The following is a 24,931-nucleotide window of genomic DNA, read 5'->3' as shown; positions in this document are numbered from 1 at the left end:
TAATGCATTCGTGGGTCATTGTTCCTGTTGGTCAAGCTGCGAGCCTTGTCATGTCTGCCAATAAAAGTACCTCTGCCTTGTTTTCCTTCAAGGACAGGCGCCGCCATCCCCACGAACCCATCAGGAAGGAGATGTCGCTTTTCGCCACCCTCTTGAGTTCCCTGTGGGATACGCTGACGTCGCGTCATCATAGCCGTGACTTCATCTTTGCTCATGCTCATTACTTGCGCAATCGCGTGCTGGCGGTAGGGTTGATCTTCGCTGTCCTGTCACCGCTATGGGTGCTGGTCGATGGCATCATGTTGCCGCACGAGATCCAGGCGTATACCCAACTGGGTCGCTTGATGATGACGCTGGGGTTCATCGGGGTGTTATGGCTGGCCTGGCACAGTGTGGACAAGATCAGGCGGATTCGCCTTAGCGCGGGATTGCTGCTCGCGTTACCGGCGGCGTTCTATGCGCTGGTGCTGTTTCTCATGCCCCCCGGTGGAAGCCGCGAGCTGGCCGGTTATAGCTTCATTCCTTTCTTGCTGGTGGCGACTCTGAGCATCTTCCCGTTTACCCTGATCGAGTCCCTGCTGGCGGGGCTGGCCATGCTGGCGCTACTGAGCTTTGCCCAGTATGTGCAGGGAAGCTGGATGACCCCGCAAGGGCTGCAGGAGCAGTGGCTGCTGGGTACCCTGCTGGTCGTGGCGTTGACGGCAAATCATTTTCAGCTTGGCTTGTTGTTGCGACTCTATCGTCAAGCCACCCACGACGCGCTGACTGGGCTTTTGAACCGTGGGGCTCTGGAGCGACGCCTGGCGGAGTTGGCGCGTTCCGGCGATGAGCACACCTACAGCCTGCTGATGATGGATATCGACCATTTCAAGATGGTCAACGACACTCACGGCCACTCGGTCGGCGACAAGGTGCTGCGTGAATTCGCGCGACTGTTGGCGCTGCAGGTGCGAGCGGGGGATTGCGTGGCCCGCTATGGCGGGGAGGAGTTCGTGGTGATCCTGCTCGATACCGATCGGCGCAACGCCGCGTTGGTGGCGGAACGCGTGAGAGCGGCAATCGAGCAAGCGACGCTGTTCGATCATGACGGCAACCCCGTCCCGGTGACCACCAGTGTCGGAGTCGCCTGCCATGTCCGGGGTGAGGGGACCGAGACGACACTCAAGCGTGCCGATGACTCTCTCTACCAGGCCAAGGAAAGCGGCCGCAACCGGATCTGCATAAATGAATGTGCGTAAGTGAGTCGGTATAAGCGAGCCTGTATAAGCGAGTCCGCGTCAGAGAGAGTAGACCAACTATCTCGGTGCCTGTGTTGCCATGTGGTGATATCGATCATGTGGTTATATCGAGCATGTAGTTATATCGAGCATGTAGTTATATAGATTAAGTACAAAAGCCCGTCAGGACGAGGGAAAACGTACCAGCCGCTCCCGGGTGGCGCCGTCACGCTGAACCTCCAGCGGCAACAATGTTCCCGGCGCCTGCCGGTTGATGATCATCACTAGCATCGAGGGTGACGCCACCCGGCTGCCGGCGGCATGAGTAATAATATCGCCCTCCCTTAATCCCGCCTGCTCGGCGAGGCTTTGCTTCTCCACATGCAGAATACGTACTCCCTGTGAGTCGCTCTCCAGCATGACCCCAAGGCGGGGCGGCTCAAGCGAGGCGCCGCTTGATGTCTCCAAGGTGTATATCAGATCCGCGGAGCCGGGTTCCGGTGTCCGGCACTCGCTGACGTCCCAAGGTCGTAGCGTCAGGGGATCTTCCACGCCAAGGTCCTTTAATTGGTAGGGCACGCCGTCTCCGTGCAGTAAGTGGCCTTGGCCCATCAAGCCGACCACCAGAACACCCGGTTCGATGCTATCGGCCAACGCCGACGCCATGGCCCGATCCCACGCCAGCTGTGCCTGGATGAAACGCTCCAAGGCGTGATTCTCCTTCTGGCTATTGTTTTCTTCGCTGTTTCTATCTTCGTGATTCTCGTCGTCGAGGGGCGCTAACGCATGGTGCTGGAAGACCTGGGTGAGGCGTTGGCGATAGTTTTCGCTTGCTGCTAGCGGCGAGGTAATACCGAAGCGCTCGTCAGCTGGAACCTGATGCCACCCGTCGGCCAGGCGCTGGCGCAATGTCGGCGAGATGTTGAGCGCAACAAGGGGAATAGCCTGCATCCGGGCGAAGTGCAGAATAGGCAGATAGAGAGCAGGATCGAACCCCCAGCTCTCGTGCCATCGGCTCTGCTCGAGAAAGGCTTTTTCGTTGAGCTCTCCCGCTACCCAGGCGTCCAGTACCGGCTGGGCCTCCCTGGGCAACATTTCCAGGCCGATGACGAGTTCGTCGTGGTGCGCGTGGAGCCCGGCAAGAGTATGCAGTTGCCAACGATGATGCGCCTTGTTGTCGTGCTGCTCGCCCAACAACACGATCTCGTGCTGCGTCGCTTCTGCATATAGCTGCGTCTGCGACTCGGGCTGAAGGTCGTCTCCGTTCCACCACCGGCCGGGGGCGAGACAGTCGGCTATCCCAGGCGTGGGGAGCAGCAGCGCGGCGGAGGACAGAATAATAATGAGAGAGGTCAGGGCGACGCTCATGCAAGCTCCCGCTCAAGTTCGGACTTTGAAGTTGGTGCTTTTGAAGTTGGTGCTTTTGAAGCTGGTGCTTTTGAAGCTGGTGCTTTTAAAGATCGTCTTTTAAAGGTAGTGCTTTTGAATGGCACACATCCAGAAATGCCCCTAGATCCTGGAGGATCGTCGGCATGCTGAGGTGCAAGCGATGATCGTCGTCCACCAGGCGTAACGAGAGGCGCTGGGTGCGGGCATAGTCGATCACCCCGTCGACGGGGATCACGTCATCGCGCCAGCCGTGAACGATGTGGGAATGCTCGGCCTGAAGCCGAGGGCAGGATTGCGGATAACGGGGCAAGCCGATGGCCGGGGCCAGCAGAAAGCAACCCAGTACGGGATGAGTGCTGCTGAGCGCGGCACTTACCCAGCCTCCCAGGCTGGAACCGACCATTATGCAGCGGGCCGGATCGTCGTGTCGGCTTGCCAAGGTATCGAGCAGGTGTGCCAGGCGCTCTTCCGGCTCCGCCATGCCACGGTAGTCCATGACCACGGCGGCGCATTCGTCGTGTGCTTCCACCAATGTTTTCATGGTCTGAACCTTGAAAGCACCGGGGCCGCTTTCCAGGCCATGCGACAAGTACACCGTGATCATGGGCGTCTCCAGGGCGGATTCTGCGCGATAAAACTTGGCTAGGTAGTGGAGCGCTGGATCGCTTGGCCGCCCTCCTCGATGTCTTCCCCAGCGCCGCGAATGGTATTGCAGCCGCTCAACAGACTTATTGTCAGTATTGCCATTAGAACCACGAGGATGGAACGCTTCATGACTGTATTCTCCAGAGTCGTCTATGCGCGTGATAGGCGCATTCCAAGATTAGCAAATCTTCTTGTCCGGAAGGTACCTCCGTTGGGTTTACGTCGGGATTGTCTTGTGTGACAAAAATGCACACTTTATCGGCATGTCGGGCTCATGTGTCAGATGTAGCCACGGTGCGGGCCGTGTTTTTCGCGTTCTAAGGAGTTTTGATAACTCAATGTTATTTCTTAAGTAATTGTTTATTAAGTAATATATTTTCACCTTGGCATGAGTTGGCCTGGTTGATGCTTCTATCAGGGTGAGGATGACACTCCTGTTCAAGGAGCAAGGATGGGACGAGAGGAAGCATTCATTCCCGCAGTCCTAGCAGATTTGCCAAATGGAGGTGCAAACATGTTGTCTACAGAAGCGCTTAAAAAACTTGGAATTCTTGGTGTATCTTTCGGCTTGATCGCAAGCCCGCTTGCTTTCGCCAACCAAGATGAATACAACGACGCAGATACTCGTCAGCAGCAGACGGTAAATCAGGATCGTAACCCCAACGCCGATACCGATCAGCATGCAGACATGAATACTGGTACCACTGCCGGCAGCGTTGGCGGTAACGCTAACATCGAAGAGCGTGATGAGGATGAGGATACTCGGCAGCAACAGACGATAAACCGAGACCGCAATCCCAATGCCGAAACCGATCAGCAGGCAGAAGTGCCCATGCCAGGTACTACAACTGATGGTACTGCCGGTACTGCGGGAACCACCGGCACTGCTGGTGCTGCTGGCAGCACCAACTTGGAAGAAGTCGATGAAGAGGAAGATACTCGTCAGCAGCAGACGATAAACCGAGATCGCAACCCCAATGCGGAAACCGATCAGCAAGCTGAAACGGGTACCAGCCAAAACGATTGATAGCATCAGGTAAGTTTCGTGGTGCTTGGCTTGATTCCTGAAGTTTCTCGGGTCAGGACGACCTGAAGCAAGGAGAGATTGAATCAAGGACGATCGACTCAAGGATGAGTGATTCAAGGAAGGATGTAACGTCAGGAAGACGTTTCAGGAGTAACCGGGTCAACGACTCGGTAGGGAAAAGCCAAGCATTTGGATCGACTGAGCAAGTAACAAGGAATACAAGGAAGTAACGAGTAGATAAGGATTTCCTGGGAAGCTACAGTCGATCCATTACTCAAGGATGAGTGACGATACATCACCACTTGGCACAGTGAATGTAGCTAAGTGTGATGAGAACGCCGGAGCCGTGTGCCGTCAGGTACACGGCTCCGGCGTATGCGTATACAAAATTTAGCACTGCTCGGAATAGTCGCTTGCTTGCGTATAGGCTACCCTTGGTGCAGAAGACGATCAGGAGGCTGATAAATACCAAAACCAACAGCCCGACGCCAACAGGGAGCAAGCACTATGGCTATGGCATTGATGCTATTCATGTTCGTGCTGTTTTTGTGCTTTTCCGTAGTAGGGGTGTATCTGGCGGTCAAGATGCCGCTGCCCCGCTTCGCCAAGCGAATGGATGAGCTGGAGTTACCTCCGGAAGGCGTGAAGCGAGCGCCGCGCAGTATCTCCAAGCGGTAAACCTGTTCATGTATCAGTCATGTACAAGCAATACCCAACCCCATGCCTCGCGTAGCGGAGCATGGGGTTTTTATTAGTGGTCGCGGCTCGTAAGCAAGAGGAACCCTGTCGCTCTCGGTTCCTCAGTGTCGGCCACTCAAGCGCATGTATTCTGGAGTTAGGCGCTATGGTTCGCTATGGGCGACCTAACTCGCCATCATCAGGCTCACCAGAGCGAAGATGCAACCAATGGCGGCTCCCGCCAGCACGTCGCTGATGTAGTGCAGCCCGAGACCGACTCGTGACAGCGCGATCAGTAGAGTCAGCGGCAGGACTACAGGCAGTAGCCACGGTGTATGCACCGCGACCATAATACTGAACATGATCGCGTGCATGGTATGGCCGCTGGGAAAGCTGTAGCGGTCTCGCGCGGGTTCGCTGCAGCGAATGCCGTGGCTATAGGTGATGAACGGACGTTCCCGGCATAACCGAGTCTTGAGTAGGCGGTAGAATCCCAAGGCCGCCAGGGCGGTCAGGGTGTACTGCACGATGCTCCAGGGCTGCTGTGGTTGAAGCCACGGCTGGGCCAAGATCAGCGCTACCCATACGGGCCAGTCTCCCAGCCGGCTAGCGGCCTGGAGCAGAAGACGCCAGGGCCGATACAGGCTGAGACGGGTGAAGCGTTGGCATAGCTGCCATTCCAACAGGTCAAGACGGTCGAATACGACAAGTGTACGGGGTCGCATGGTAAGCCTCCCGGGCTTGGGTGAGGTGGGTGAGGAACTGGATCGCGATATCGGCCCAACGCTGTTCCAGGGCGCGTAGACGTGCCAGGCGTCCGTAACGAGCGTAATCGGCAGGGCTTTGGCAGAGGGCGACGGCAGCTTGGCAAAATGCCGCTGGATCGTCCGGGGGAACGGTGATGCCGTTGTAGCCGCTGTGGATGAGCTCGGCACTGGCCGCATGGTGATAAGCCACCACGGCCAACCCGCTGGCCATGGCTTCGCTGACCACGTTGCCCCATGTTTCGGAAAGCGAGGGAAAGATGAACAGGTCGGCACTGGCGTAGTGGCGGGCAAGCGCTTGTTGGTCGATGAAGCCGGTAAAGTGAGCGTCGGGTAACGCGCTGGCAAGCTGAGCACGCGCGGGGCCGTCGCCGACGACAACGTGAGCCATATCGGGACGAACGGTGCGCATGGCGTGATACGTTTCCTGCAGCATCGCCAGGTTTTTCTCGGCGGCGAGCCGGCCCACGTAAAGGGCTACCGGCTGATGGTCGTTCACACCCCAGGTACGACGTAATTCAAGGTCACGATGGACAGGGGAAAAACGCTCTCCATCTATGCCCCGCGACATTACCTGGACATCGCGGATGCCTTGCTGACGAAGCTTCTTGGCTTGCAAGTGAGTGGGTACCAGCGTCAATGCGCAACCGTTATGAAAATGACGCAAGTAGCGGCGGGTGGCTGGGGCCAGCCAGGGCATGCCGTAGTCGCCGCAGTAGTGGTCGAAATTGGTATGCCAGCCTGCGACCAGAGGAATATTCAGTTGACGAGCTGCCTGGCGTGCCGACCAGCCGAGCGGACCTTGAGTCGCCAGATAGATCACATCGGGTCGGTTCGCTTGCCAGAACTTGCGCAAGGTCGCCGGACGGCAAAAACCCATCCGCACCTCGCGGTAGCCGGGCAGCGACCAGCACGGCACGTGCAACTCGGCAAGCGCCTGGGACACCTTGGTCGCATGGGCGGGTTGTGGACGCACGATATCGATATCGACCCGGTGGTGTTCTAGCTCCCGGGTCAGGCGGCCCAAGGTGCGCGCGACGCCGTTGATCTCCGGTGCCCAGGTTTCGCTGACGATGCAAAGCCGCATGTACCATTAATCCTATGAACTATTTTAAAGACAGTGTGCGCGGCATGGATGACATGACCGAGTCAGACAGGTGAAGAAGCGATGACAGGTGGGCTGGTGCTGTACAGTTCGCTTATGTATCACCCATGGCAATGTATATGGAGTGGATGATGAAGCCGACAGTATTGATTACCGGCGCTAACCGGGGAGTAGGGTTGGCGCTTGCAGAGCATTACTCTAATGCTGGGTATCGAGTGATAGGCACTTGCCGACAGCCGTCCGATGATCTGACGCGAGTTGCCGATCAAGTAATCGAGTCCATTGATGTCACCCAGCCCGATGATATCGACCGGCTTGTCGAGTCGCTCGATGGAACGACACTGGACGTGCTTATTAACAATGCGGGGCTGTTGCGCGATGAGTCCCTGGGCAGCGTTGATTTCGACAGCATCCGTGAGCAGATGGAAATCAATGCTTATGCGCCATTGCGTGTTGTCGAAGCGTTACTGCCGAACCTTGTAACAGGCAGTAAAATTGCCAACATTACCAGCCGCATGGGCTCAATCGCGGATAACGACTCGGGCGGCCGTTACGGTTACCGTGCATCGAAAGCGGCCCTCAATGCGTTTGGTAAATCGTTAGCGATGGACTTGAAACCACACGGCATCGTCGTCGCCCAACTACACCCCGGATTTGTGCAAACGCGCATGGTGAATTTTGGCGGGCTGATCAGCCCGCAAGAAGCGGCGCTAGGTATTGCCGCGCGTATCGAAGCGCTGACGCTCGACAACAGCGGGGGATTCTGGCACAGCAATGGCGAAGCTCTTCCTTGGTGACAGTCCTTGGTGACAGTCCTTGATGATAGCAATAGGGAATGAATAGAAGAGTTTGCTCGCTACTGGCGCTGCAATGTGGCTGCATCCTCATTCGGCACGGCGGGAGGTTCGTGACTACACTCGAAACTCAAACGGATATGTCGCTAGGAGAAAGCCGATGAAGATGTACGTGCGTTTTGGCGTGATGATCGTGACAGCCACCATGATCATGCTGGGATTGATGTACCTGAACACCTACCAGCTGGATCATGTCACCTTCAGTGAAACCCGTACCTACATGGCGATCGTCATGGGTGCCACGATGGCAGTGGTCATGTTGGGTTTCATGCTGAACATGTACACCAACAAGGGGGTGAACGCGGCCATATTGGCGGTCAGCGTGGTGGTGTTTGCCGGGGCACTATGGCTGGTGCGCAGCCAGCAAACGGTGGACGACGTCTCCTACATGAAAGCGATGATTCCGCATCACTCCATTGCCATTCTAACCAGCGAACGCGCCCAGATATCGGACCCCCGCGTTCGTGAGCTCGCCGATGAGATCATCGAGGCCCAGCGTAAGGAGATCGCGGAAATGAAAGCGCTGATAGCGGACCTGGAAAACGACTGATTCATCGAGTCCGCCGGCCGGTCTGGCTGTCGAACGGATGCAGCGCGTCACGGGTGACGAAAAAGCGCAGCGTTTCGCCTTCGGCGACCGGAGGCTGGCCCGCCGTGCGGATTATCGTGGGCTGATCGCTGTCGGCGAGGTTCACATACAGGTGACTATCAGCGCCGGCGGCCTCGTATAGCTCCAGGGTCGAATCAATGACCAGGTGCGGTTCCTCCGGCGCAACCAGATGCATATCGTCGGGACGAATGCCGACGATATCGGTACCGGCGGGCAGAACGTCCAGCACACCGTTGGCCCCCCGTGCGTGCAGGTACTCGACCGGTACCATATTCATGGCGGGTGAACCGATAAATTCCGCGACGAACATCGAAGCCGGCCGGGTATAGATCTCCATGGGCGTGCCGACCTGTTCAATCTTGCCACCATTGAGCACCACCAGACGGTCGCCCAGGGTCATGGCTTCCAACTGGTCGTGGGTCACGTAGAGGCTGGTGGTCTTGAGCCGCCGCTGCAGTTTCTTGATCTCGACACGCATCTGCACGCGCAGCTTGGCATCCAGATTGGAAAGCGGCTCATCGAACAGGAACGCCGCGGGTTCGCGCACCAGAGCCCGGCCCATGGCCACCCGCTGGCGCTGGCCGCCGGAGAGCTTGCGCGGCTTGCGTTGGAGAAAATCTTCAATTTCCAGCATTCGTGCCGCCTCGCCGACCCGGCGTTCGATTTCATCCCGCTTGAAGCCCCGATTCTTGAGGCCGTAGGCAAGATTGTCGTAGACCGTCATATGCGGATACAGCGCGTAGTTCTGAAACACCATGGCGATATCGCGTTCGGCGGGTTCCAGCGTGTTGACCACGCGTTCACCGATCTTCAGCGTGCCTTCGGTAATGGTCTCCAGCCCGGCCACCATGCGCAGCAGGGTGGACTTGCCGCAGCCCGATGGGCCGACCAGCACCACGAGTTCGCCGTCTTCGACCTCGAGGTCGATGCCCTTTACCGCCTGCACCTCCCCGCCATAGGTTTTCTTCAGGCCTTCCAAAGTGATACTTGCCATCTTATTTCTCCGTCTCGGTCAGGCCTTTCACGAACAAGCGCTGCATGAACAGGATTACCAGAACCGGTGGCAGCGCGGCCATGACCACGGCGGCCATGATTAGATGCCATTGGGGGTTCTCTTCGGCGGTCATGCGCTGAATGCCCATCACGATGGTGGTGTAGTCTGCGTCGGTGGTGATCAGCAGCGGCCACAGGTATTGGTTCCAGCCGTAGATGAACATGATCACGAATAGCGCGGCGATATTGGTGATCGACAGCGGCAGCAAAATGTCCTTGAAGAACTTCAGCGGTCCGGCACCATCCACTCGGGCGGCTTCGAGCATCTCTTCGGGTACGGTCATGAAGAACTGGCGAAACAGAAAGGTGGCGGTGGCCGAGGCGATCAGCGGAATCGAAAGGCCGGCAAAACTGTTGAGCATGCTGAGGTCGGCGACCACCTGATAAGTGGGAATAATACGGACCTCTACCGGCAGCATCAGGGTGATGAAGATCAGCCAAAAGAAGAAAATACGAAAACGGAAGCGAAAATAGACGATGGCAAAGGCGGAGAGAATGGAGATACTCAACTTGCCGATGGTGATCGCCATGGCCATCACGAAGCTGTTCCACAGCATCTGCCATGCCGGTGCCGCACCGGAGCGGGACAGGCCGGTGCGCCACATGGTGGTGTAGTTTTCCAGGCCGTGGCTGCCCGGCAGTAGTGGCATGGTTCCTCGCAGCAGCTCACCGGGTCCTTGGGTGGAAGCCACGATGGCGATATAGACCGGGAATACCACCAAGGCTACGCCGCAGATCAACACGGTGTGAGCGAGAAAGTTGGCCCAGGGGCGGTTTTCAACCATCTTGTTACTCTCTCTGCAATGACTGGCTCTATAAGGACAGGCCAAGGGCTGGGTAATAAAAGGTCTCTGTAATAGGAACCGTTAATAATTGACCCGCCGCTCGATATAGCGAAACTGGATGACGGTCAGCCCCACCACGATGGCCATCAGGATCACCGATTGGGCCGCCGAGGAACCCAGGTTGAGGCCGACGAACCCATCTGCGTAGACCTTGTAGACCAGCGTATTGGTGGCCTGGGAGGGTCCGCCTGCGGTGGTGGCATGGATAATGCCGAACGTATCGAACATGGCGTACACCACATTCACCACCATCAGAAAGAAGGTGGTGGGAGTCAGCAGGGGAAAGACAATCGTCCAGAAGCGTTTCAAGGGACCGGCGCCGTCGATCGATGCCGCCTCGATCAGCGACTGGGGAATGGATTGCAGCCCGGCAAGAAAGAACAGGAAGTTGTAGGAGATCTGCTTCCAGGAGGCGGCAAAGATGACCAGTAGCATGGCGTCATTGCTGGAAGTACGGTGGTTCCACTGATACCCGACGGCATCGAGCATGTAAGGGATGATGCCGATGGAAGGGTTGAAGATGAACCACCACAGCACACCCGCAATTGCCGGAGCGATGGCATAGGGCCACACCAGCAGTGTGGTATAAGTGCTGCGCGAGCGAATCATGCGGTTCACGGTACTGGCGAAGAGCAGCGCCACCGACATCGATACCAGCGTGGTGCCTATTGCAAATATAGCGGTGACCGACAGCGAGTTGAGATAGCTGCCATCGCGAAACAGGCGGACAAAGTTCTCAAGGCCGACAAAGGTCGAGCGCAGGCCGAAGGCGTCTTCGCGCAATAACGATTGATACAGTGCCTGGCCCGCCGGCCAGATAAAGAAGATCAGGGTAATGATTACCTGAGGAGCCAGCAGCGCATAGGGCATCCAGTGGCCAGGAAAGGTCATGCGTTTGGTTTGCATGGGCAGCTCTTATCGGTACCAATAAATATGCATCAACATACGACAGCGCCGCCTACCTCTAAGGTAGACGGCGAAGCAAGTGCTTATTTACTGGTTGGCTTCTTCGAAATCGCGCAGCAGGTCATTGCCGCGCTGGACCGCGTCATCGGCGGCTTCCTGACCGCTCTTGTCGCCGGTCATTACCGCTTCCATCTCTTCGGAGATGACGTCGCGAATCTGCACGAAGTTGCCGAACCGCAGGCCCTTGGAATTCTCGGTAGGCTCGTTGAGTGTCATCTGCTTCAACGAGATATCGCTGCCCGGGTTTTCCTCGTAGAACCCCTGCTCCTTGCTCAAATCCCAAGCCGCCTGGGTAATGGGCAAGTAGCCGGTGCGCTGGTGCCATGCGGCCTGCACCTCGGGCTGCGACAGATATTCGAAGAAGGCGGCAACGGCGTCGTACTCTTCATCGCTATGGCCTTGCAGGGTCCACAGTGTCGCCCCACCGATGATCGAGTTCTGCGGGGCGCCGTCGACATCCGCGTAATACGGCAGCATGCCGTAGCCTACCTCAAAGTCTGCGTTGGCCACCACATCCGCTCGTGACGCCGACGAGCCGAAGAAGATCGCGCAATCCTGGGAGTAGAACATCGGCTCTGAGTCAGGGCCGGTGCCGGGACCACCCCAACGGAAGACGTTCTCTTCCTGCCAATCGTGCAGGTTGTCCCAGTGGCGGGCGACCAGTTCGTTGTTGAAGTTAAGTTCGGTTTCCATGCCACCAAAGCCGTTTTCCAGCGTGCCCAACGGTGAATCGTGCATGGCGGACAAGTTTTCCAGCATCACCCAACTGGGCCAGGAGCTGGTAAACCCACAACTGGCCGCTCCGGACTCGACGATTTGGCGAGAAAAGTCGGCCAGCTCTTCCCAGGTTTCCGGCGCCTGTTCGGGGTCCAGGCCTGCCTCCTCGAACACGTCACGGTTGTAGTACATGATCGGCGTGGAGGAGTTGAACGGGAAAGAGAGCATGTTGCCGTCGGTATCGGTGTAGTACCCCACTACCGCCGGCAGAAACGCTTCACGGTCGAACGGACGGCCGTGCTCTTCCATCAACTCATACACCGGATAGATGGCACCGTCAGCGTTCATCATGGTGCCGGTACCGACCTCGAATACCTGAAGAATGTGCGGCTGTTCATTGGCGCGGAAAGCCGCAATCGCCCCGGTCATGGTCTCGGAATAGTTGCCCCGATAGCTGGGGTTGACCTGGTAGTCATCCTGGGATTCGTTAAAGTCCTGGGTGATTTCCTCGAGAATTCCCCCCAGCTCGCCGCCCATGGCGTGCCACCAGCTGATTTCTGTCGCGGCCTGGGCTGAGAGGCTGATGCTGGCGGTCGCTACACCAACGGCAATAGTTTGCAACGTGAAACGAGACATGAGAGCTCCTTGTGGACCTGAATCAAGTCAGGTAGTGCAATGCGTTTATTGGGCTTCTTGGATGCACTGAACAATAATTAGTGTAGGTGACGTTTCAATGAACGCTAGGTGAACACACGATGACAGGCAGCGCCGATGGGCGAGGTAGGCGTAGCATCAAGGGGGTGATAGGGTTAGCGGCAAGCTATTTTGTCAAGCTATCCTGGAAAGAGAACACCATGTCCCACGCCATTTCGTTGCTCGAAAAATTGGTCGCCTTCGATACCACGTCCAGTGAATCCAACCTGGCCCTGGTCGAGTTCGTGGAGCGTTATCTCGCCGACTACGGGATCGAGGCAGATCGGGTGATGAGTCCTTGCGGCAACAAGGCCAATCTGGTCGCGCGCATCGGCCCCGACGCGCCGGGCGGGGTAATGCTGTCCGGGCATACCGACGTGGTCCCGGTAGCCGGCCAACCCTGGTCGACCGATCCTTTTCAGTTGCACGATGGCGGAGACGGCCGGCTCTATGGGCGTGGCACTTGCGACATGAAGGGCTTCATTGCCTGCGTGCTGGCAATGGTGCCCGAGTGGGTGGAGGTACCGCTAAAGCAGCCGATCTACCTGGGTTTTTCCTACGATGAAGAGGTCGGCTGCCTGGGCGCACCGGATTTGATCCGGCATTTCTGCCAGAAGTATTCCAACAGTGCCCATGTCATCGTCGGTGAACCCACCGACATGCAGCCGGTGGTGGCGCAGAAAGGCGCGACCAACCTGCGTACCCGCGTGATCGGACGCGAGGCTCACAGCAGCCAGGTCAACCAGGGCACCTCGGCCATTCACGTGGCGGCGCGCCTGGTCACCTTCATCGAGGACACCATGCAGGCGCTGGTCGATGAGGGCCGCGTGAATAGCGCGTTCAACGTGCCCCATACCAGCCTGCATGTGGGCAAGATCAAGGGCGGCACGGCGATCAACATCATGGCTCGGGAGTGTGAATTCGAGTGGGAGATTCGTCACCTGCCCACCGAAACCTTCGAAGATGTCCATGGGCGTTTCGAGGCGTACTGCCGTGAATTGCAGGCAAGTTTCGCCACTCAAGGCAAGACAGTCGAGATCGATACCCAGCCCCTGAACGTGACGGTACCGGGCCTGGCCGACCGGGATAACGCCAAGGTGCTGGCACTCACCAAGCGCCACCTCCCCAGTGAATGCTGCTCCCAGGCGGTGGCCTATGCCACGGAAGCGGGGCAGTTCCAGGCGCAAGGCTTGCAGACCTTGATCCTGGGGCCAGGCAGCATCGCCCAGGCGCATCAGCCGGATGAGTATGTCGAGGTTGCCCAGTTGGAAGCGTGTAGCGAATTCCTGCATCGCCTGGGACGCGACCTGACGCAGGATGCATAAGCCAAGCAGCCAAGGGTTGCCGCCAACAGCAAAGACCCCACCGCATGGGTGGGGTCTATACGCTAACTTGCTGTATCGACAGTGGGCTAGTGATGATGGTTCTCGAACAGATCCGCCTTGGCATGGCGCATGACATCTTCGCATGCCGCCTGGTGAGCGAGCTGGGTAAGCAGGCTCTGGGTTACCTCGAAACCTTTGCCCAGACAAGTGTCGATATCCTGGCGGCTCACTTGCGGGGTGACGCTGCAATCGATCTTGATGGTTCTTCCGCTACAGTCCAGCTTGTCGGCCATGTATCGTAGTCGCCAAGCGATACGCTCTTTCCAGCTGGCTGATTCTTCCGCGGCTTCGTTTACGCTAAACGTGCACTGCCATTCAGGCTTGTATACCTTCATGATAAGAACCTCCTGAGCTTGCTGGGAAAGAATGATCGATCGTCGTTACCGCTCCGTATTTGAGATGATGCCTATCCACTATACCGATTTTAAGAAGGCGGTATAGGACAGGCCCTGAAAAAAAACCGAACATGCCTTTTGCGCGAAACCGCTACCACATGAGCAAATTGAATACCTCTTCAATGCCGGCCTTGGCAGAAACCACGCAGAAACAGACTGGTGCTCCTTGGTACCTGTACTTGCTGGACTGCAAGGGAGGCAGTACCTATGTGGGTATCACCAACGATCTGGCCAGACGCTTTGCTGCCCATCAGGCCGGCAAGGGAGCCCGCTATACGCGGGCGAACCCGCCTATCGCCGTGTTGGGCAGCCAACCGTTTCCGGACCGCGCCAGCGCCAGCCGGGCGGAGTACCAACTCAAGCGCAAGAGCGCGGCGCAGAAACGCGAGTGGGCCTGCGACTGGCCCTGTTCACACCCTGTCGAAGTCGACTGAATCAACAGGCGGTAAGTCAGCATCCGACAGGGCCTGGCTAATCGAGCACAAGCGGATCAATGCTGCATCAGCTTTTCCAGCTCATCCGCCCGCTCTCTGGTTTCATTCAGTACGCATGAATTGGCACTCACCCGCGCCAAGGTGCCGCCTTCGGGGTCGAAATAGAAATCGCAGTTGGCTTCCTTGTACTGAATCCACGCTCGTTGCGCGGTAAGCAATTGCTCGCGGCGAGCACTGCTCAGCTGGCTGCGAAGCTGCTGGTAGTTTTCGTTGAGCCTCTGGTCCTGGCGCTCGTACTCATCGGTGATACACGTCACGATATCGACGGTACTGACGGCCTGCTGCAGGCACTCGTCGTGTGTCGGCGAAGCCGTATCGCCGTAAACGACGCCACTCGCCAGCATGGCGGCGCCGAACATGAAGCGCCGAATGCGTTTGGGTTTCATGGGCTTAATCCCTATCAATGGCGAAAGGTGCCCAGGCCTGGCGCGTACACATGACTTCCAGGCGGTTGATGTTGATATGGTCGGGCAGAGTCGCCAGGTAGAAAAGCTGCTCGGCGATGTCTTCCGCCTGCAGCGGTGTGGTGCCGCGGTAGAGCGCTTCCGAAGCGGCCTGGTCGCCCTTGGTGCGCACCAGGGTGAACTCGGTTTCGGCCATGCCGGGGGCGAGGTCGGTCACGCGAACCCCGGTGCCCTGCAGGTCGCAGCGCAGGTTATAACTGAACTGCTCCACGAAGGCCTTGGATGCGCCGTAGACATGGCTTCCGGGGTAGGGCCATTGGCCAGCCACCGAGCCCAGGTTGATCATGCTGGCGCCGGCGCCGGCCTCGATCAACAGCGGCAAGGCAGCGTGGGTGACGTTGACCAGACCGGTGATGTTGGTGTCGATCATGGTGTGCCAGTCCTTCAGATCCACCTTGTGCGCCGGTTCCGGCGCGAGAGCCAGGCCAGCGTTGTTGATCAGACAGGTCAGCGGCTTGAACTCCTGGGGAAGCTCGGCAAGCGCCTGGCTGACCGCGGCGGCGTCACGCACGTCCAGTTTGATGGTCAGCACCGGTACTTGTTCCTTGAGCTCGGTTTCAAGCTCGGCCAGGCGTTCAGCACGGCGTCCGGTGAGGATCAGCGACCAGCCCGCCTGGGCGAAGCGTTTGGCGGCGGCACGGCCGAACCCTGATGTAGCACCGGTAATCAGTACGACGGGCATGGAAGTCTCCTATTGATAGTAAGTTGATATGGTTTGGTTCATGACGAGCCAAACTAGTCCCGCAGTTCACTCAGCAGTATCCAACTTGCCATGACGATCAGCAATGGGGTAACCACGGTACGAAAGGAGCGGGAAGGATAATGCTGGAAACTCCACTGGTTTTCTGATCTGTAAGATACCGAAGGTTGCACACTTTCCCTGAGTCGGTTGCTGTAACATCACCGCCCGTCATCATTGCCAGAGGTCGCATCATGAGCCTGCACGACGCCACTGATACATCCGCTTCCCCACAAGCCGCGCCGCAAGTCACCGATGCCTACGTTCATCAATTGGACCGGCAATACGTGTTCCACTCCTGGGCCCAGCAGGGCGCCCAAGACCCGATGGTGGTGGCGGGCGCTGCAGGCTGCCGGGTATGGGATCATGCCGGCAATACCTATCTGGACTTCAGCAGCCAGCTGGTCAATACCAATATCGGTCATCAGCATCCGCGCGTGGTAGCGGCCATTCAGCAGCAGGCGGCACAACTGGCGACCATCGCCCCCGCCCACGCCAACCTGGCCCGGGGCGAAGCAGCCAAGCGTATCCTGGCCCGTGCCCCGCAGGGATTCAGCAAGGTGTTCTTCACCAACGGCGGAGCCGATGCCAACGAAAATGCCATTCGCATGGCGCGGCTCTATACCGGCCGGGAGAAGATTCTTTCCGCTTATCGCTCCTATCACGGCAATACCGGCTCGGCGATCGCCGCGACAGGGGACTGGCGGCGAGTGCCCAACGAGTACGCCAGGGGGCATGTGCATTTCTTCAACCCCTACCTGTATCGCAGCGATTTCTGGGCCGAAAGCGAGGCCGAGGAGTGCGAGCGCGCCCTGCAGCATCTGCGCCGTGTCATCGAGTGCGAGGGCTCCCGGTCCATCGCCGCGATCCTGCTGGAAACCATTCCCGGTACCGCCGGTATACTGATGCCCCCCAAGGCCTATCTGCAGGGGGTGCGCCAGTTGGCCGATGAATTCGGCATCATGTTGATTCTCGATGAGGTCATGGCCGGTTTCGGCCGTACCGGGCGCTGGTTCGCCTTCGAGCATTTCGATGTGGTGCCGGACTTGATCGTTTTCGCCAAGGGGGTCAATTCGGGCTATGTGCCTGCCGGTGGGGTGGTAATTTCGGACGCCGTCTCACGCCACTTCGACGACCACTTGTTCGTTGGCGGGCTCACCTACTCCGGCCATCCCCTGGCCATGGCGGCGATCGTCGCCACCCTGGATACCATGGCGGACGAGGGGATAGTGGAAAATGCCGACCGTGTCGGCAATGGACCGCTGGCCGCGGGTCTGGCGCGCCTGGCCGAACGCCATGCATTGATCGGCGAAGTCCGCGGCGTGGGGGTGTTTCACGCCCTCGAGCTGGTTGCCGACCCGGTGAGCAAGGCACCATTGCCGGCAGCGCAGGTGGGCGTAATCAAGCAGCAGCTGCAAGCCAGGGGGCTTCTGGTCTTCACCGCCGAAAACCGTATCCATGTAGTGCCGCCCTGCATCGTCACCGAAGAGGAGGTGAAAGAGGGGCTGGCGATACTGGATGACGTGTTAAATGCCTACGCAAATTCCTCGAACTAGAGACCTGAAAACTGAATCGTCTTGCAATTTTTACGCAAGGCAGTTTCGCTGACGGTATCGGGGTGTCGCTGATATAATGGATGCATGAACAGTATCTTCGATGCCCCGACTACCGCCTCTCTCGACGACCCCTTCTATTACCTGACGAACTTTCGCTTCGTTCTGACGTGGGTGGGTGAGCGTCACGGCGACCTGCTTGATGACGTCGAACGCGATTTTCTCGCCCACTTCGATGCCTTGCCGCGTGCCTCCCAGGCGCTGCTGGCGCGTATGGTGATGCGCAAGGGAGAGCTGTTCCGGCTCGGCAAGCTGAAGTATGCCGAAGTCGGCGACAGCGCAAATGCCCTGTTGCCATTGATCGAGTTGGGCTGGGTCGATGGCGACCCATGGCTCACTATCGATGAACTTTTTCACCAGTTGCGCCTCGCCGAGCTGCGCCAGGTGCTGGCGAGCGAGATTCACGCCGCAGCGCTCGCCACTTCCAGCAGCAAGGCGGTGCTTCAGGAGACGCTGGCGAGTCGCCTGACCGACTTCCTGCCGTTGCAGAAGTGGTGGCCCGACGCGGCTGATCGCGTGGTGCGTCTCACGGTGATGGATACCTGCGATCGCTTGCGTTTGATGTTCTTCGGCAACCTGCGCCAGGATTGGGCCGAGTTCGTGCTGACCGAACTCGGCCTGCAACGTTTCGAGACGGTGCCCTTTACGCCACAATCCCGCGCCTTTCAGTCGCGTCACGAAGTGGATACCTATCTGACCCTTCATCGTTTGCGTCAGCGCCTCGATGCCGGGGAGTCGCCTGCAGAGCTTCAGGGCGAGATGCCGCCACCCTCGGAAAATCGCTGGCTGGCCACTCGCCGGGCGCGGTTGCTGCTGCAGCTGGGGCGTGATGCGGAGCGTGGCGGCGATACGGCACTAGCGCTGTCGCTATATGGCGATTCAGACAGCAGCGAAGCGCGAATCCGCCAGTTACGGCTGCTGGAGCGGTTGGGCGAGCACCAAGCGGCGTTCGAGTTGGCCAGTCAGGCGCTGGAGCACGACCCCAGTGAAAGCGAAGCTCAGGCGCTGGCGCGGCTGCTGCCCCGCTTGCGGCGACGGCTTGCATTGCCCGCTATACCGGGCGATCCCGAACCGGCTCATGAGCGATGGGAGCGGGAACTACCCGGCCCGCAAAGCGTGGAGCGTGCCGTGGTGGAGGCCCTCGGCGAGCCGTGGGCGCCGGTTTACTATGTCGAAAACACGCTTCTGACCGGCTTGTTCGGTCTGCTCTGCTGGCCGGCCATTTTCGCGCCGCTGCCCGGCGCTTTCTTTCATCCCTTTCACCATGGCCCGGCGGATCTGTACCGCGACGATTTCGTGGCACGCCGGCGCGATATCTTCGATGCGTGCCTGGCGCGTTTGGATGACGACAGCTATCGCGAGGTGATTTGGGCGACATGGCGGGAGAAGTTCGGCCTGGCTTCGCCCTTTGTTCACTGGGCGGTACTCGACGAGGCACTCCTGGAATTGGCGCTTTCGTGTATCCCGCCAGAGCACCTGCGCCACTGTTTCGAGCGGCTGCTCGGCGATCTCAAGGCCAACCGGGCCGGGCTGCCGGATCTGATTCAGTTCATTCCCGAGGCGCTGCCCGGCGAGCCGCGCTACCGGATGATCGAAGTGAAAGGCCCCGGCGACCGGCTGCAGGACAACCAGCGCCGCTGGCTGACGTTCTTTCACCGGCACGATATTCCTGTCGCGGTGTGTTACGTGCGCTGGGCGGCCAGCGGCGAGTGTGAACAATGAGCGCAGCGTATCGTGTAGCGGTACGGGCGTTATGCGATTTCACCGCCCGAGAGGGAGATCTGGATCACCGCTTCACCCCCGCTCCCAGCGCCCGCGAAGGGGTCGAAGGGCATACGCTCGTCGCCAGCCGGCGCGGGGAGGATTACCTTGCCGAGCTGCCGCTGTCGGGCTCCTTCGAAGGGCTAACCGTGACGGGACGCGCCGATGGCTATGACCCCACGGCCAATCGCCTGGAGGAGGTCAAGACTCATCGTGGTAGCCTGGAGCGCATGGCGGATAATCAGCGCGCGCTCCATTGGGCGCAACTGAAGGTGTACGGGGCGCTGCTCTGCGCCGAGCGTGGCCTGGAGCACGTCACCTTGACGCTTGTCTACCTGGATATCGCCAGCGGCAAGGAAACGCTGCTGAACCAAGACGCCAGTGCCAGCGAGCTTGAGAGTTTCTTCATCGCCCAGTGCCGTCGATTTCTCGCCTGGGCGCAACAGGAAGCCGAGCACCGCCAGCGCCGAGACGATTCCCTGCAAGCACTGAGCTTTCCCCACGCCGCGTTTCGCCCCGGCCAGCGCGAACTTGCCGAAGACGTCTACAAGGCGGCGAGCACCGGGCGCTGCCTGCTCGCCCAGGCCCCCACGGGCATCGGCAAGACTCTGGCAACCCTTTTCCCGATGCTGTCGGCAATGCCGCGCCAGCAGATCGATCGGGTCGCTTTTCTGACCATGAAAACCCCCGGTCGACGCTTGGCGCTGGACGCCCTGGCGACCCTTGGTTCCGCACATGGCAATGAAGGGAAGATGCCGCTGCGGGTACTGGAGCTGGTGGCACGGGACAAGGCCTGCGAATATCCCGGTCGCGCCTGCCATGGCGAGGCTTGCCCCCTGGCCGCTGGCTTCTACGACCGCTTGCCCGCCGCCCGTCAGGCCGCGGTTGAGCAGGCGTGGCTGGATCGCGAGGGACTGCGCGAAGTGGCGGCCGCCCATGAAGTGTGCCCTTACTACCTGGGTCAGGAGCTGGCGCGCTGGGCGGATGTGATCGTGGGAGACGTCAACCACTGGTTCGACAGCCACGCGCTACTGCACGGCTTGGCCCAGGCCAACGACTGGCGAGCTGCGGTGCTGGTCGATGAAGCGCACAATCTGGTGGAGCGCGCTCGCGGCATGTATAGCGCGGAGCTGGATCAACAACGCCTCAACCGCCTGCGCCGCACCGCACCCAAGGCGCTCTCGAGGCCCTTGAACCGCATGGCCCGCCAATGGCAGACGGTGATTAAAGAGGCGGGCCTTGATGAGATGGGACTTGAAAAGACCGACGAAAACGGCAAGCCAGGCTATCGCCTGCTGGAAGCGCTGCCCGACAAGCTGGTAACTGCGGTTCAGCAGGTGGGAGCCACTATCACTGACCACCTCGGGGAACACCCCGAGGATGCCAGTCTCGAGCTTCAGGAGCTGCTGTTCGAAGCGCTGGCGTTCTGCCGGCTGGCGGAGCACTTTGGCAGCCACTCGCTGTGTGATCTCACCCGTCAGGGCCGCGGGCGGGCCGTGCTCGGCTTGCGCAATCTGATACCTGCCGACTTTCTGGTACCGCGTTTCAAGGCCGCCCACTCGGTCGTACTGTTTTCGGCGACGTTGACTCCCGCTCACTACTACCGGAATCTACTGGGATTGCCGGAGAATACGGTGTGGCGTGAAGTGGCGTCACCCTTCGCCGCGCGCCAGCTGGAGGTGCAGATTCGTCGCGATATTTCGACGCGCTTTCGCGACCGTGGCGCCTCCGTCGAGCCTATCGTGGCCGCTATGGTGCAGCAGTATCAGCGCAGCCCAGGCCATTATCTGGCGTTTTTCAGCAGCTTTGCCTATCTCGAGGCGGTGCTGGCGCGTTTTCGCCAGGCGCATCCAGGCGTACCGGTTTTCAGCCAGACCCGTGGGATGACCGAGGCCGAACGCGAGACATTCCTGGCGCGCTTTACCCCCGGCGGCCAGGGTATCGGCTTTGCGGTGCTGGGGGGCGCTTTCGCCGAGGGCATCGACCTGCCCGGCGACCGCTTGATCGGCGCCTTTATTGCCACGCTGGGCTTGCCGCCGTTCAACGACTTCAACGAAGCGCTCAAATCACGACTCACCGAGCGCTTCGGCCAAGGCGACGATTACACTTACCGCATTCCCGGTATGATCAAGGTGGTTCAGGCGGCAGGTCGGGTGATTCGCGGCCCCAAGGATGAAGGCGTGGTAGTGTTGATGGATGATCGCTTCGCCCAAGCCAACGTGCGCGCGCTGCTGCCCGGCTGGTGGGCGGTAGAAAAGCGCGAACGATCCCGTCGTCAGTTGTCATAGAATGAGCGAATCACAGCGTAACGCTTCTGGACCCTTCACCCGCAGGGGCGTACGGTGATTCATCCTTCGTCATTAAGGAGCCTCTGCCTTGACCACTACTGCCTCTTCCGCCGGTATCAACGCCGCCGAGCTTTATCATCTTGTGACTGAGCCCACGGCGGCAGACGGCGACAGCAAGCTCGAGTGGCCGCAGGCCACGGTAACCCTGGATCAGGCCAACGATACGCTGATCTGGGAGTTGGCCGATTACGGCAATCTGGTCCTTACGCTTTCGCGCAGCGAGAACGAGTGGGTGGCGATGACGCCGGTCGCGCCCATCAAAGGTGTGAAGCACAGCGTCGAGCTGAACGAGGTATTGCTGCGCCAGGGTCTGGCGCTGCCCCTGGCCTCGATTGGTATCATGGAGATCGATGGCGAGGACTATTATGTCGCTTATGGTCAGCTCTTCGGCGACTCCAAACTGGAATCGATCTGTGCCGAGCTTCACGCTACCGCCGGCGCGGCCATGGAAGTCGCCGAACTGATCCAGGCCCATTTCGCCTGATTTCGCCCATGCTGGGTAACCAACGAGTGAGAACGACACTATGTTGAGCAAGATCATGACGGCACTACGCGGCGGGGCCACGGAAGCGGGACAGACCGTGGTGGACTCGCAGGCTCTGCGTATTCTCGACCAGGAGATCCGTGATTCGGAAAATCAGTTGAACAAGTCCAAGACCGAACTCACCCGCTTGATGGCCCAGCGGCAGCTGAATACCGATAAGGTCCGGACCCTGGAAGGCAAGATAGCCGAGCTGGAGAAAAGCGCCGAAGCGGCGCTGGACAAGGGCGAGGAAGCGCTGGCGGTGGAGGTTGCCGAACGCATCGTGGCCCTGCAGGACGAGCTGGACGCCGAGCGTGCCATCGTCGACGAGTACGCGGGCAGCATCGAAAGCCTGCGTGGCGCTATTCGGGGAACCGAGAACCAGCTGCGCCAGCTCAAGCAGCAGGTCAGCGTGGTCAAGGCCACCGAATCGGCGCAGAAGGCGCAATCGGCGGTGGCGGCACGGCATTCGGGCCAGAACAGCTCCATGGGCAGCGCCATGGAATCCCTCGAACGTATCAAGGAGCGCCAGCAACTGAGTGCGGCGCAGATGAAGGCTGCCGACGAGATGGCGGCTGAAGAAAATGGCAGCACACTCGATGCCCGTCTGAAAGCGGCCGGCATCGGGGCTTCCGAGCGCAAGGCCGATGACGTGCTGGCGCGCCTGAAAGCCAGAAAAGGCACAGCGCAGGAATAATCATCCACAGGCGGGTCTTTGCTTCGGCCGGAGAGAATGAAATGTTGAATACGCTCAAGGCGCTGTTTCGTGCCAACCCGGCGGGCGGCAGCAAGGAGGAAAAATCCGCTGACGCCAGGTCGATCGCGCCGGGACTGCCCGCGTCCCTGGCCCACGTCGAGATGCAGGGCCTGCGTCTCGACGGGCGTGTCAAGATTCAGCTGGTAGGTCTGCGCGCCTACGAAGATGCCCTGTTTTGCTGGGATGACGAGACCTACCATCATATTGCCGCCGTGGGTCATGTCGACCTGGGGCAGGGCGCACACCTGGTGCGCTTCTATCTGGACAACGATACCTGGCTGCAGGCCAATATCGAGCATGGGCGGGTGGTGGAGTACAAGCTGTTCGACTTCTACCGGGTCGACCATGTCTCCGACGCCGAGTTCGATGCCGTGGTCAACGGCGCAGAAAAGCGGGCAGATGCACTGGGTGCGCAGCAGGTCGATATCTCATCGACCCAGGTGGCCGGGAAGGTATGTACGTTCAAGCGGGTATGGGGCGATACCGGTAGTCTGTGGTCGCCGCCGGTGCTCTTCGAGGAGGAGGTGATGACCACCGAAACGATCGCCTCCCGTCAGGTTCGCCATCATGCCATGCTCTACGAACGCCCCATTGCCGGGTCCGATAGGCTGGAGTATCTGCTGTTGAGCGCCGAGGACGATGGCGAAGGAAGTTTCATGGTGGTACACAACATCGGCGTCGATGTGGCTTCGGTGGACATCGATGCGCTCTAGTCGCTTATCTGGAATTCGCTTTTTCATCTTCACCGACACGTTCCAACGACAACCAAGGGAAACTGTCCCATGATGCATTATCTGCAGGGCCTGCCATTCTTCTTTGCCTATCTGCTGGGTGCCATCGTGCTGCTGGTGGCATTCATGTACTGCTACAGCCGCATCACCCCGCATCATGAATGGCAGCTGATTCGCGAGGGCAACGCTGCGGCGGCCTCGGCCTATGGTGGCTCGATCCTTGGGTTCACGATTCCGCTGTATAGTGCCATGGCAAACTCGGTAAGCTATTTGGATTTCCTGCTCTGGGGCATCATCGCCTTCGGCGTGCAGCTGGCCACTTTCTTTGGCATCAAGCTGTTCCTGCGGCGCCAGGGTGAAAGTCTTTCCCAACACATCACCGAGGGGCATCAGGCTTACGGCATCCTGGTGGCCGCCGTGGCCGTTTCGGTGGGCCTGCTGAACGCCGCCTCGATGACCTGGTAGTTAAAGACAGGGTAGTTAAAAGACATGGTAGTTAAAAACAGGGTAAGGAGAATGCGCATGCCATCCACAGAACCCTCCGCTCACCTGCCGCGCCGCAAGCGCAGCGCACGTCTCTCCCTGGCCATGATGGGCGTGGGGGCTTTCGGCTTGTCGGCCTGTTCGCCGCCGCAATCCGAGGAGCATGTCACCGACGTGAGCTTCGATAATCCCGAAAGCTATCAGAGCGTCGAGGATTGCGTGGCCGCCGAGATATACACGCGCAGCGCCTGCGAGACGGCCTACGAAGCGTCACTGGAGTCCGTGCCGCGCTTCAGCTCCCTCGAGGAGTGCGAGGCGGAACATGGCGAAGGTGCTTGCGTCGCGCCGACCGCAGAGCAGTCCCAGGTAGCCACCGGCAGTAGTACCGGCAGCTGGTTCATGCCGGCGATGATGGGTTACATGGTGGGCAGCATGATGTCCAACACCAATCGCGGGCGGGCGTTCGAACGTGTCTACCAGGAGCCGGTGTATCGCAATCGCCAGAACCAGGGTAACTGGAACACCGCCTCGAACCAGGCCACGCAGCGGGTTACCCAGCGCAACGAAGCCATGCGCAGCTCGATCGTTCGTCAAGCCACCCAGCGTAGCGGCTTCGGTTCGCGTTCGTCAGCCAGGGGTGGCTGGGGGTCGTAATTATCGCCGCCGGGAGTCGCC

The 24,931-nt window shown here is 59.3% G+C and carries 27 protein-coding genes; 15 read left to right on the top strand and 12 right to left on the bottom strand.

Translation table 11 applies throughout. The features are described 5' to 3' along the window. The first annotated feature begins 50 nt into the window (after positions 1 to 50). Positions 51 to 1,238, top strand: a complete 1,188-nt coding sequence (locus tag R5M92_RS14145) for a GGDEF domain-containing protein (protein ID WP_346796615.1) — start codon at positions 51 to 53, stop codon at positions 1,236 to 1,238. Positions 1,239 to 1,400: 162 nt separating this feature from the next. Here R5M92_RS14145 and R5M92_RS14140 read toward each other — a convergent pair whose 3' ends face one another. The 3 genes from R5M92_RS14140 to R5M92_RS14130 all read right to left on the bottom strand — a co-directional run bounded on the left by R5M92_RS14140 (position 1,401) and on the right by R5M92_RS14130 (position 3,380). Continuing rightward, the gene (locus R5M92_RS14140; protein WP_346796614.1) at positions 1,401 to 2,585 is read right to left on the bottom strand and encodes a ChaN family lipoprotein; all 1,185 of its coding nucleotides are present in this window, start codon (positions 2,583 to 2,585) and stop codon (positions 1,401 to 1,403) included. Between the two features lie 85 nt (positions 2,586 to 2,670). Then, entirely contained in the window at positions 2,671 to 3,210 is a 540-nt protein-coding gene (locus R5M92_RS14135; RefSeq protein WP_346796613.1) for a YqiA/YcfP family alpha/beta fold hydrolase, read from the bottom strand. A gap of 38 nt (positions 3,211 to 3,248) precedes the next feature. Beyond that, positions 3,249 to 3,380 (bottom strand): entericidin A/B family lipoprotein, encoded by a 132-nt coding sequence (locus tag R5M92_RS14130; protein WP_346796612.1) that lies wholly within the window; start codon positions 3,378 to 3,380, stop codon positions 3,249 to 3,251. 322 nt (positions 3,381 to 3,702) lie between these two features. Between R5M92_RS14130 and R5M92_RS14125 the strand changes: the two genes are divergently transcribed. Both R5M92_RS14125 and R5M92_RS14120 read left to right on the top strand, forming a co-directional pair. Further along, complete coding sequence (locus R5M92_RS14125) at positions 3,703 to 4,278, top strand: hypothetical protein (protein WP_346799409.1); 576 nt, start codon at positions 3,703 to 3,705, stop codon at positions 4,276 to 4,278. A gap of 507 nt (positions 4,279 to 4,785) precedes the next feature. Further along, a complete protein-coding gene (locus R5M92_RS14120; RefSeq protein WP_346796611.1) occupies positions 4,786 to 4,956 on the top strand; it encodes a hypothetical protein in 171 nt (56 codons plus the stop codon). A 185-nt stretch (positions 4,957 to 5,141) separates the two neighbouring features. On the opposite strand, the gene R5M92_RS14115 is transcribed toward R5M92_RS14120, so the two are convergent. Further along, positions 5,142 to 5,681: a phosphatase PAP2 family protein gene (locus R5M92_RS14115; protein ID WP_346796610.1), complete on the bottom strand. Its 540-nt coding sequence runs from the start codon at positions 5,679 to 5,681 to the stop codon at positions 5,142 to 5,144. After that, positions 5,644 to 6,807: a glycosyltransferase family 1 protein gene (locus R5M92_RS14110; RefSeq protein ID WP_346796609.1), complete on the bottom strand. Its 1,164-nt coding sequence runs from the start codon at positions 6,805 to 6,807 to the stop codon at positions 5,644 to 5,646. Before R5M92_RS14110 ends, R5M92_RS14115 begins: the two co-directional genes overlap by 38 nt. A 149-nt stretch (positions 6,808 to 6,956) precedes the next feature. Here R5M92_RS14110 and R5M92_RS14105 point away from each other — a divergent pair, with 149 nt between their 5' ends. Further along, positions 6,957 to 7,622, top strand: coding sequence for an SDR family oxidoreductase (locus R5M92_RS14105; RefSeq protein ID WP_346796608.1), 666 nt, complete (start codon positions 6,957 to 6,959; stop codon positions 7,620 to 7,622). A gap of 157 nt (positions 7,623 to 7,779) precedes the next feature. Further along, positions 7,780 to 8,229 carry a DUF305 domain-containing protein gene (locus R5M92_RS14100; protein ID WP_346796607.1) on the top strand — a complete coding sequence of 150 codons (450 nt, stop codon included), beginning with the start codon at positions 7,780 to 7,782 and terminating at the stop codon, positions 8,227 to 8,229. A 1-nt stretch (position 8,230) separates the two neighbouring features. On the opposite strand, the gene R5M92_RS14095 is transcribed toward R5M92_RS14100, so the two are convergent. From R5M92_RS14095 to ugpB, 4 genes are all read right to left on the bottom strand, one after another. After that, positions 8,231 to 9,283, bottom strand: a complete 1,053-nt coding sequence (locus R5M92_RS14095) for a sn-glycerol-3-phosphate import ATP-binding protein UgpC (protein ID WP_346796606.1) — start codon at positions 9,281 to 9,283, stop codon at positions 8,231 to 8,233. A gap of 1 nt (position 9,284) precedes the next feature. Then, on the bottom strand, positions 9,285 to 10,127 hold the full coding sequence (ugpE, locus tag R5M92_RS14090) for a sn-glycerol-3-phosphate ABC transporter permease UgpE (protein WP_346796605.1): 843 nt from the start codon (positions 10,125 to 10,127) through the stop codon (positions 9,285 to 9,287). A gap of 81 nt (positions 10,128 to 10,208) precedes the next feature. Next, positions 10,209 to 11,093: a sn-glycerol-3-phosphate ABC transporter permease UgpA gene (gene ugpA / locus R5M92_RS14085; protein WP_346796604.1), complete on the bottom strand. Its 885-nt coding sequence runs from the start codon at positions 11,091 to 11,093 to the stop codon at positions 10,209 to 10,211. Positions 11,094 to 11,180: 87 nt separating this feature from the next. Further along, positions 11,181 to 12,506, bottom strand: a complete 1,326-nt coding sequence (gene ugpB / locus R5M92_RS14080) for a sn-glycerol-3-phosphate ABC transporter substrate-binding protein UgpB (protein ID WP_346796603.1) — start codon at positions 12,504 to 12,506, stop codon at positions 11,181 to 11,183. A 218-nt stretch (positions 12,507 to 12,724) separates the two neighbouring features. Here ugpB and argE point away from each other — a divergent pair, with 218 nt between their 5' ends. Continuing rightward, entirely contained in the window at positions 12,725 to 13,888 is a 1,164-nt protein-coding gene (argE, locus tag R5M92_RS14075; protein ID WP_346796602.1) for an acetylornithine deacetylase, read from the top strand. Positions 13,889 to 13,974: 86 nt separating this feature from the next. Here the strand turns inward: argE and R5M92_RS14070 are convergent, their stop codons facing one another. Further along, complete coding sequence (locus R5M92_RS14070) at positions 13,975 to 14,283, bottom strand: hypothetical protein (protein ID WP_346796601.1); 309 nt, start codon at positions 14,281 to 14,283, stop codon at positions 13,975 to 13,977. 182 nt (positions 14,284 to 14,465) lie between these two features. On the opposite strand from R5M92_RS14070, the gene R5M92_RS14065 reads away from it, so the two are divergent. Further along, on the top strand, positions 14,466 to 14,777 hold the full coding sequence (locus tag R5M92_RS14065; RefSeq protein WP_346799388.1) for a GIY-YIG nuclease family protein: 312 nt from the start codon (positions 14,466 to 14,468) through the stop codon (positions 14,775 to 14,777). A gap of 56 nt (positions 14,778 to 14,833) precedes the next feature. Here R5M92_RS14065 and R5M92_RS14060 read toward each other — a convergent pair whose 3' ends face one another. Next, positions 14,834 to 15,223 (bottom strand): lysozyme inhibitor LprI family protein, encoded by a 390-nt coding sequence (locus tag R5M92_RS14060; RefSeq protein ID WP_346796600.1) that lies wholly within the window; start codon positions 15,221 to 15,223, stop codon positions 14,834 to 14,836. A gap of 4 nt (positions 15,224 to 15,227) precedes the next feature. Next, positions 15,228 to 15,983: an SDR family NAD(P)-dependent oxidoreductase gene (locus tag R5M92_RS14055; protein WP_346796599.1), complete on the bottom strand. Its 756-nt coding sequence runs from the start codon at positions 15,981 to 15,983 to the stop codon at positions 15,228 to 15,230. 251 nt (positions 15,984 to 16,234) lie between these two features. Between R5M92_RS14055 and R5M92_RS14050 the strand changes: the two genes are divergently transcribed. The 8 genes from R5M92_RS14050 (at position 16,235) to R5M92_RS14015 (ending at position 24,910) form a co-directional block, all read left to right on the top strand. Then, on the top strand, positions 16,235 to 17,596 hold the full coding sequence (locus R5M92_RS14050) for an aspartate aminotransferase family protein (protein WP_346796598.1): 1,362 nt from the start codon (positions 16,235 to 16,237) through the stop codon (positions 17,594 to 17,596). Between the two features lie 84 nt (positions 17,597 to 17,680). Next, complete coding sequence (locus R5M92_RS14045; RefSeq protein WP_346796597.1) at positions 17,681 to 19,375, top strand: VRR-NUC domain-containing protein; 1,695 nt, start codon at positions 17,681 to 17,683, stop codon at positions 19,373 to 19,375. Beyond that, positions 19,372 to 21,702 carry an ATP-dependent DNA helicase gene (locus tag R5M92_RS14040; RefSeq protein ID WP_346796596.1) on the top strand — a complete coding sequence of 777 codons (2,331 nt, stop codon included), beginning with the start codon at positions 19,372 to 19,374 and terminating at the stop codon, positions 21,700 to 21,702. Before R5M92_RS14045 ends, R5M92_RS14040 begins: the two co-directional genes overlap by 4 nt. Before the next feature lie 88 nt (positions 21,703 to 21,790). Next, positions 21,791 to 22,246, top strand: a complete 456-nt coding sequence (locus R5M92_RS14035) for a DUF2170 family protein (protein WP_346796595.1) — start codon at positions 21,791 to 21,793, stop codon at positions 22,244 to 22,246. A 40-nt stretch (positions 22,247 to 22,286) separates the two neighbouring features. After that, positions 22,287 to 22,982, top strand: coding sequence for a PspA/IM30 family protein (locus R5M92_RS14030; protein ID WP_346796594.1), 696 nt, complete (start codon positions 22,287 to 22,289; stop codon positions 22,980 to 22,982). A gap of 41 nt (positions 22,983 to 23,023) precedes the next feature. Then, the gene (locus R5M92_RS14025; RefSeq protein WP_346796593.1) at positions 23,024 to 23,755 is read left to right on the top strand and encodes a DUF2491 family protein; all 732 of its coding nucleotides are present in this window, start codon (positions 23,024 to 23,026) and stop codon (positions 23,753 to 23,755) included. A gap of 69 nt (positions 23,756 to 23,824) precedes the next feature. Continuing rightward, positions 23,825 to 24,238, top strand: coding sequence for a DUF350 domain-containing protein (locus R5M92_RS14020; protein WP_346796592.1), 414 nt, complete (start codon positions 23,825 to 23,827; stop codon positions 24,236 to 24,238). Positions 24,239 to 24,295: 57 nt separating this feature from the next. Further along, positions 24,296 to 24,910, top strand: a complete 615-nt coding sequence (locus tag R5M92_RS14015) for a DUF1190 domain-containing protein (RefSeq protein ID WP_346796591.1) — start codon at positions 24,296 to 24,298, stop codon at positions 24,908 to 24,910. Positions 24,911 to 24,931 lie beyond the last annotated feature (21 nt).

It is taken from the genome of Halomonas sp. Bachu 37, from assembly GCF_039691755.1.
GTDB lineage: Bacteria > Pseudomonadota > Gammaproteobacteria > Pseudomonadales > Halomonadaceae > Vreelandella > Vreelandella kashgarensis.
The sequence above is the reverse complement of the archived record's forward strand: the minus strand, read 5'-3'. Positions and strand labels throughout refer to the sequence as shown.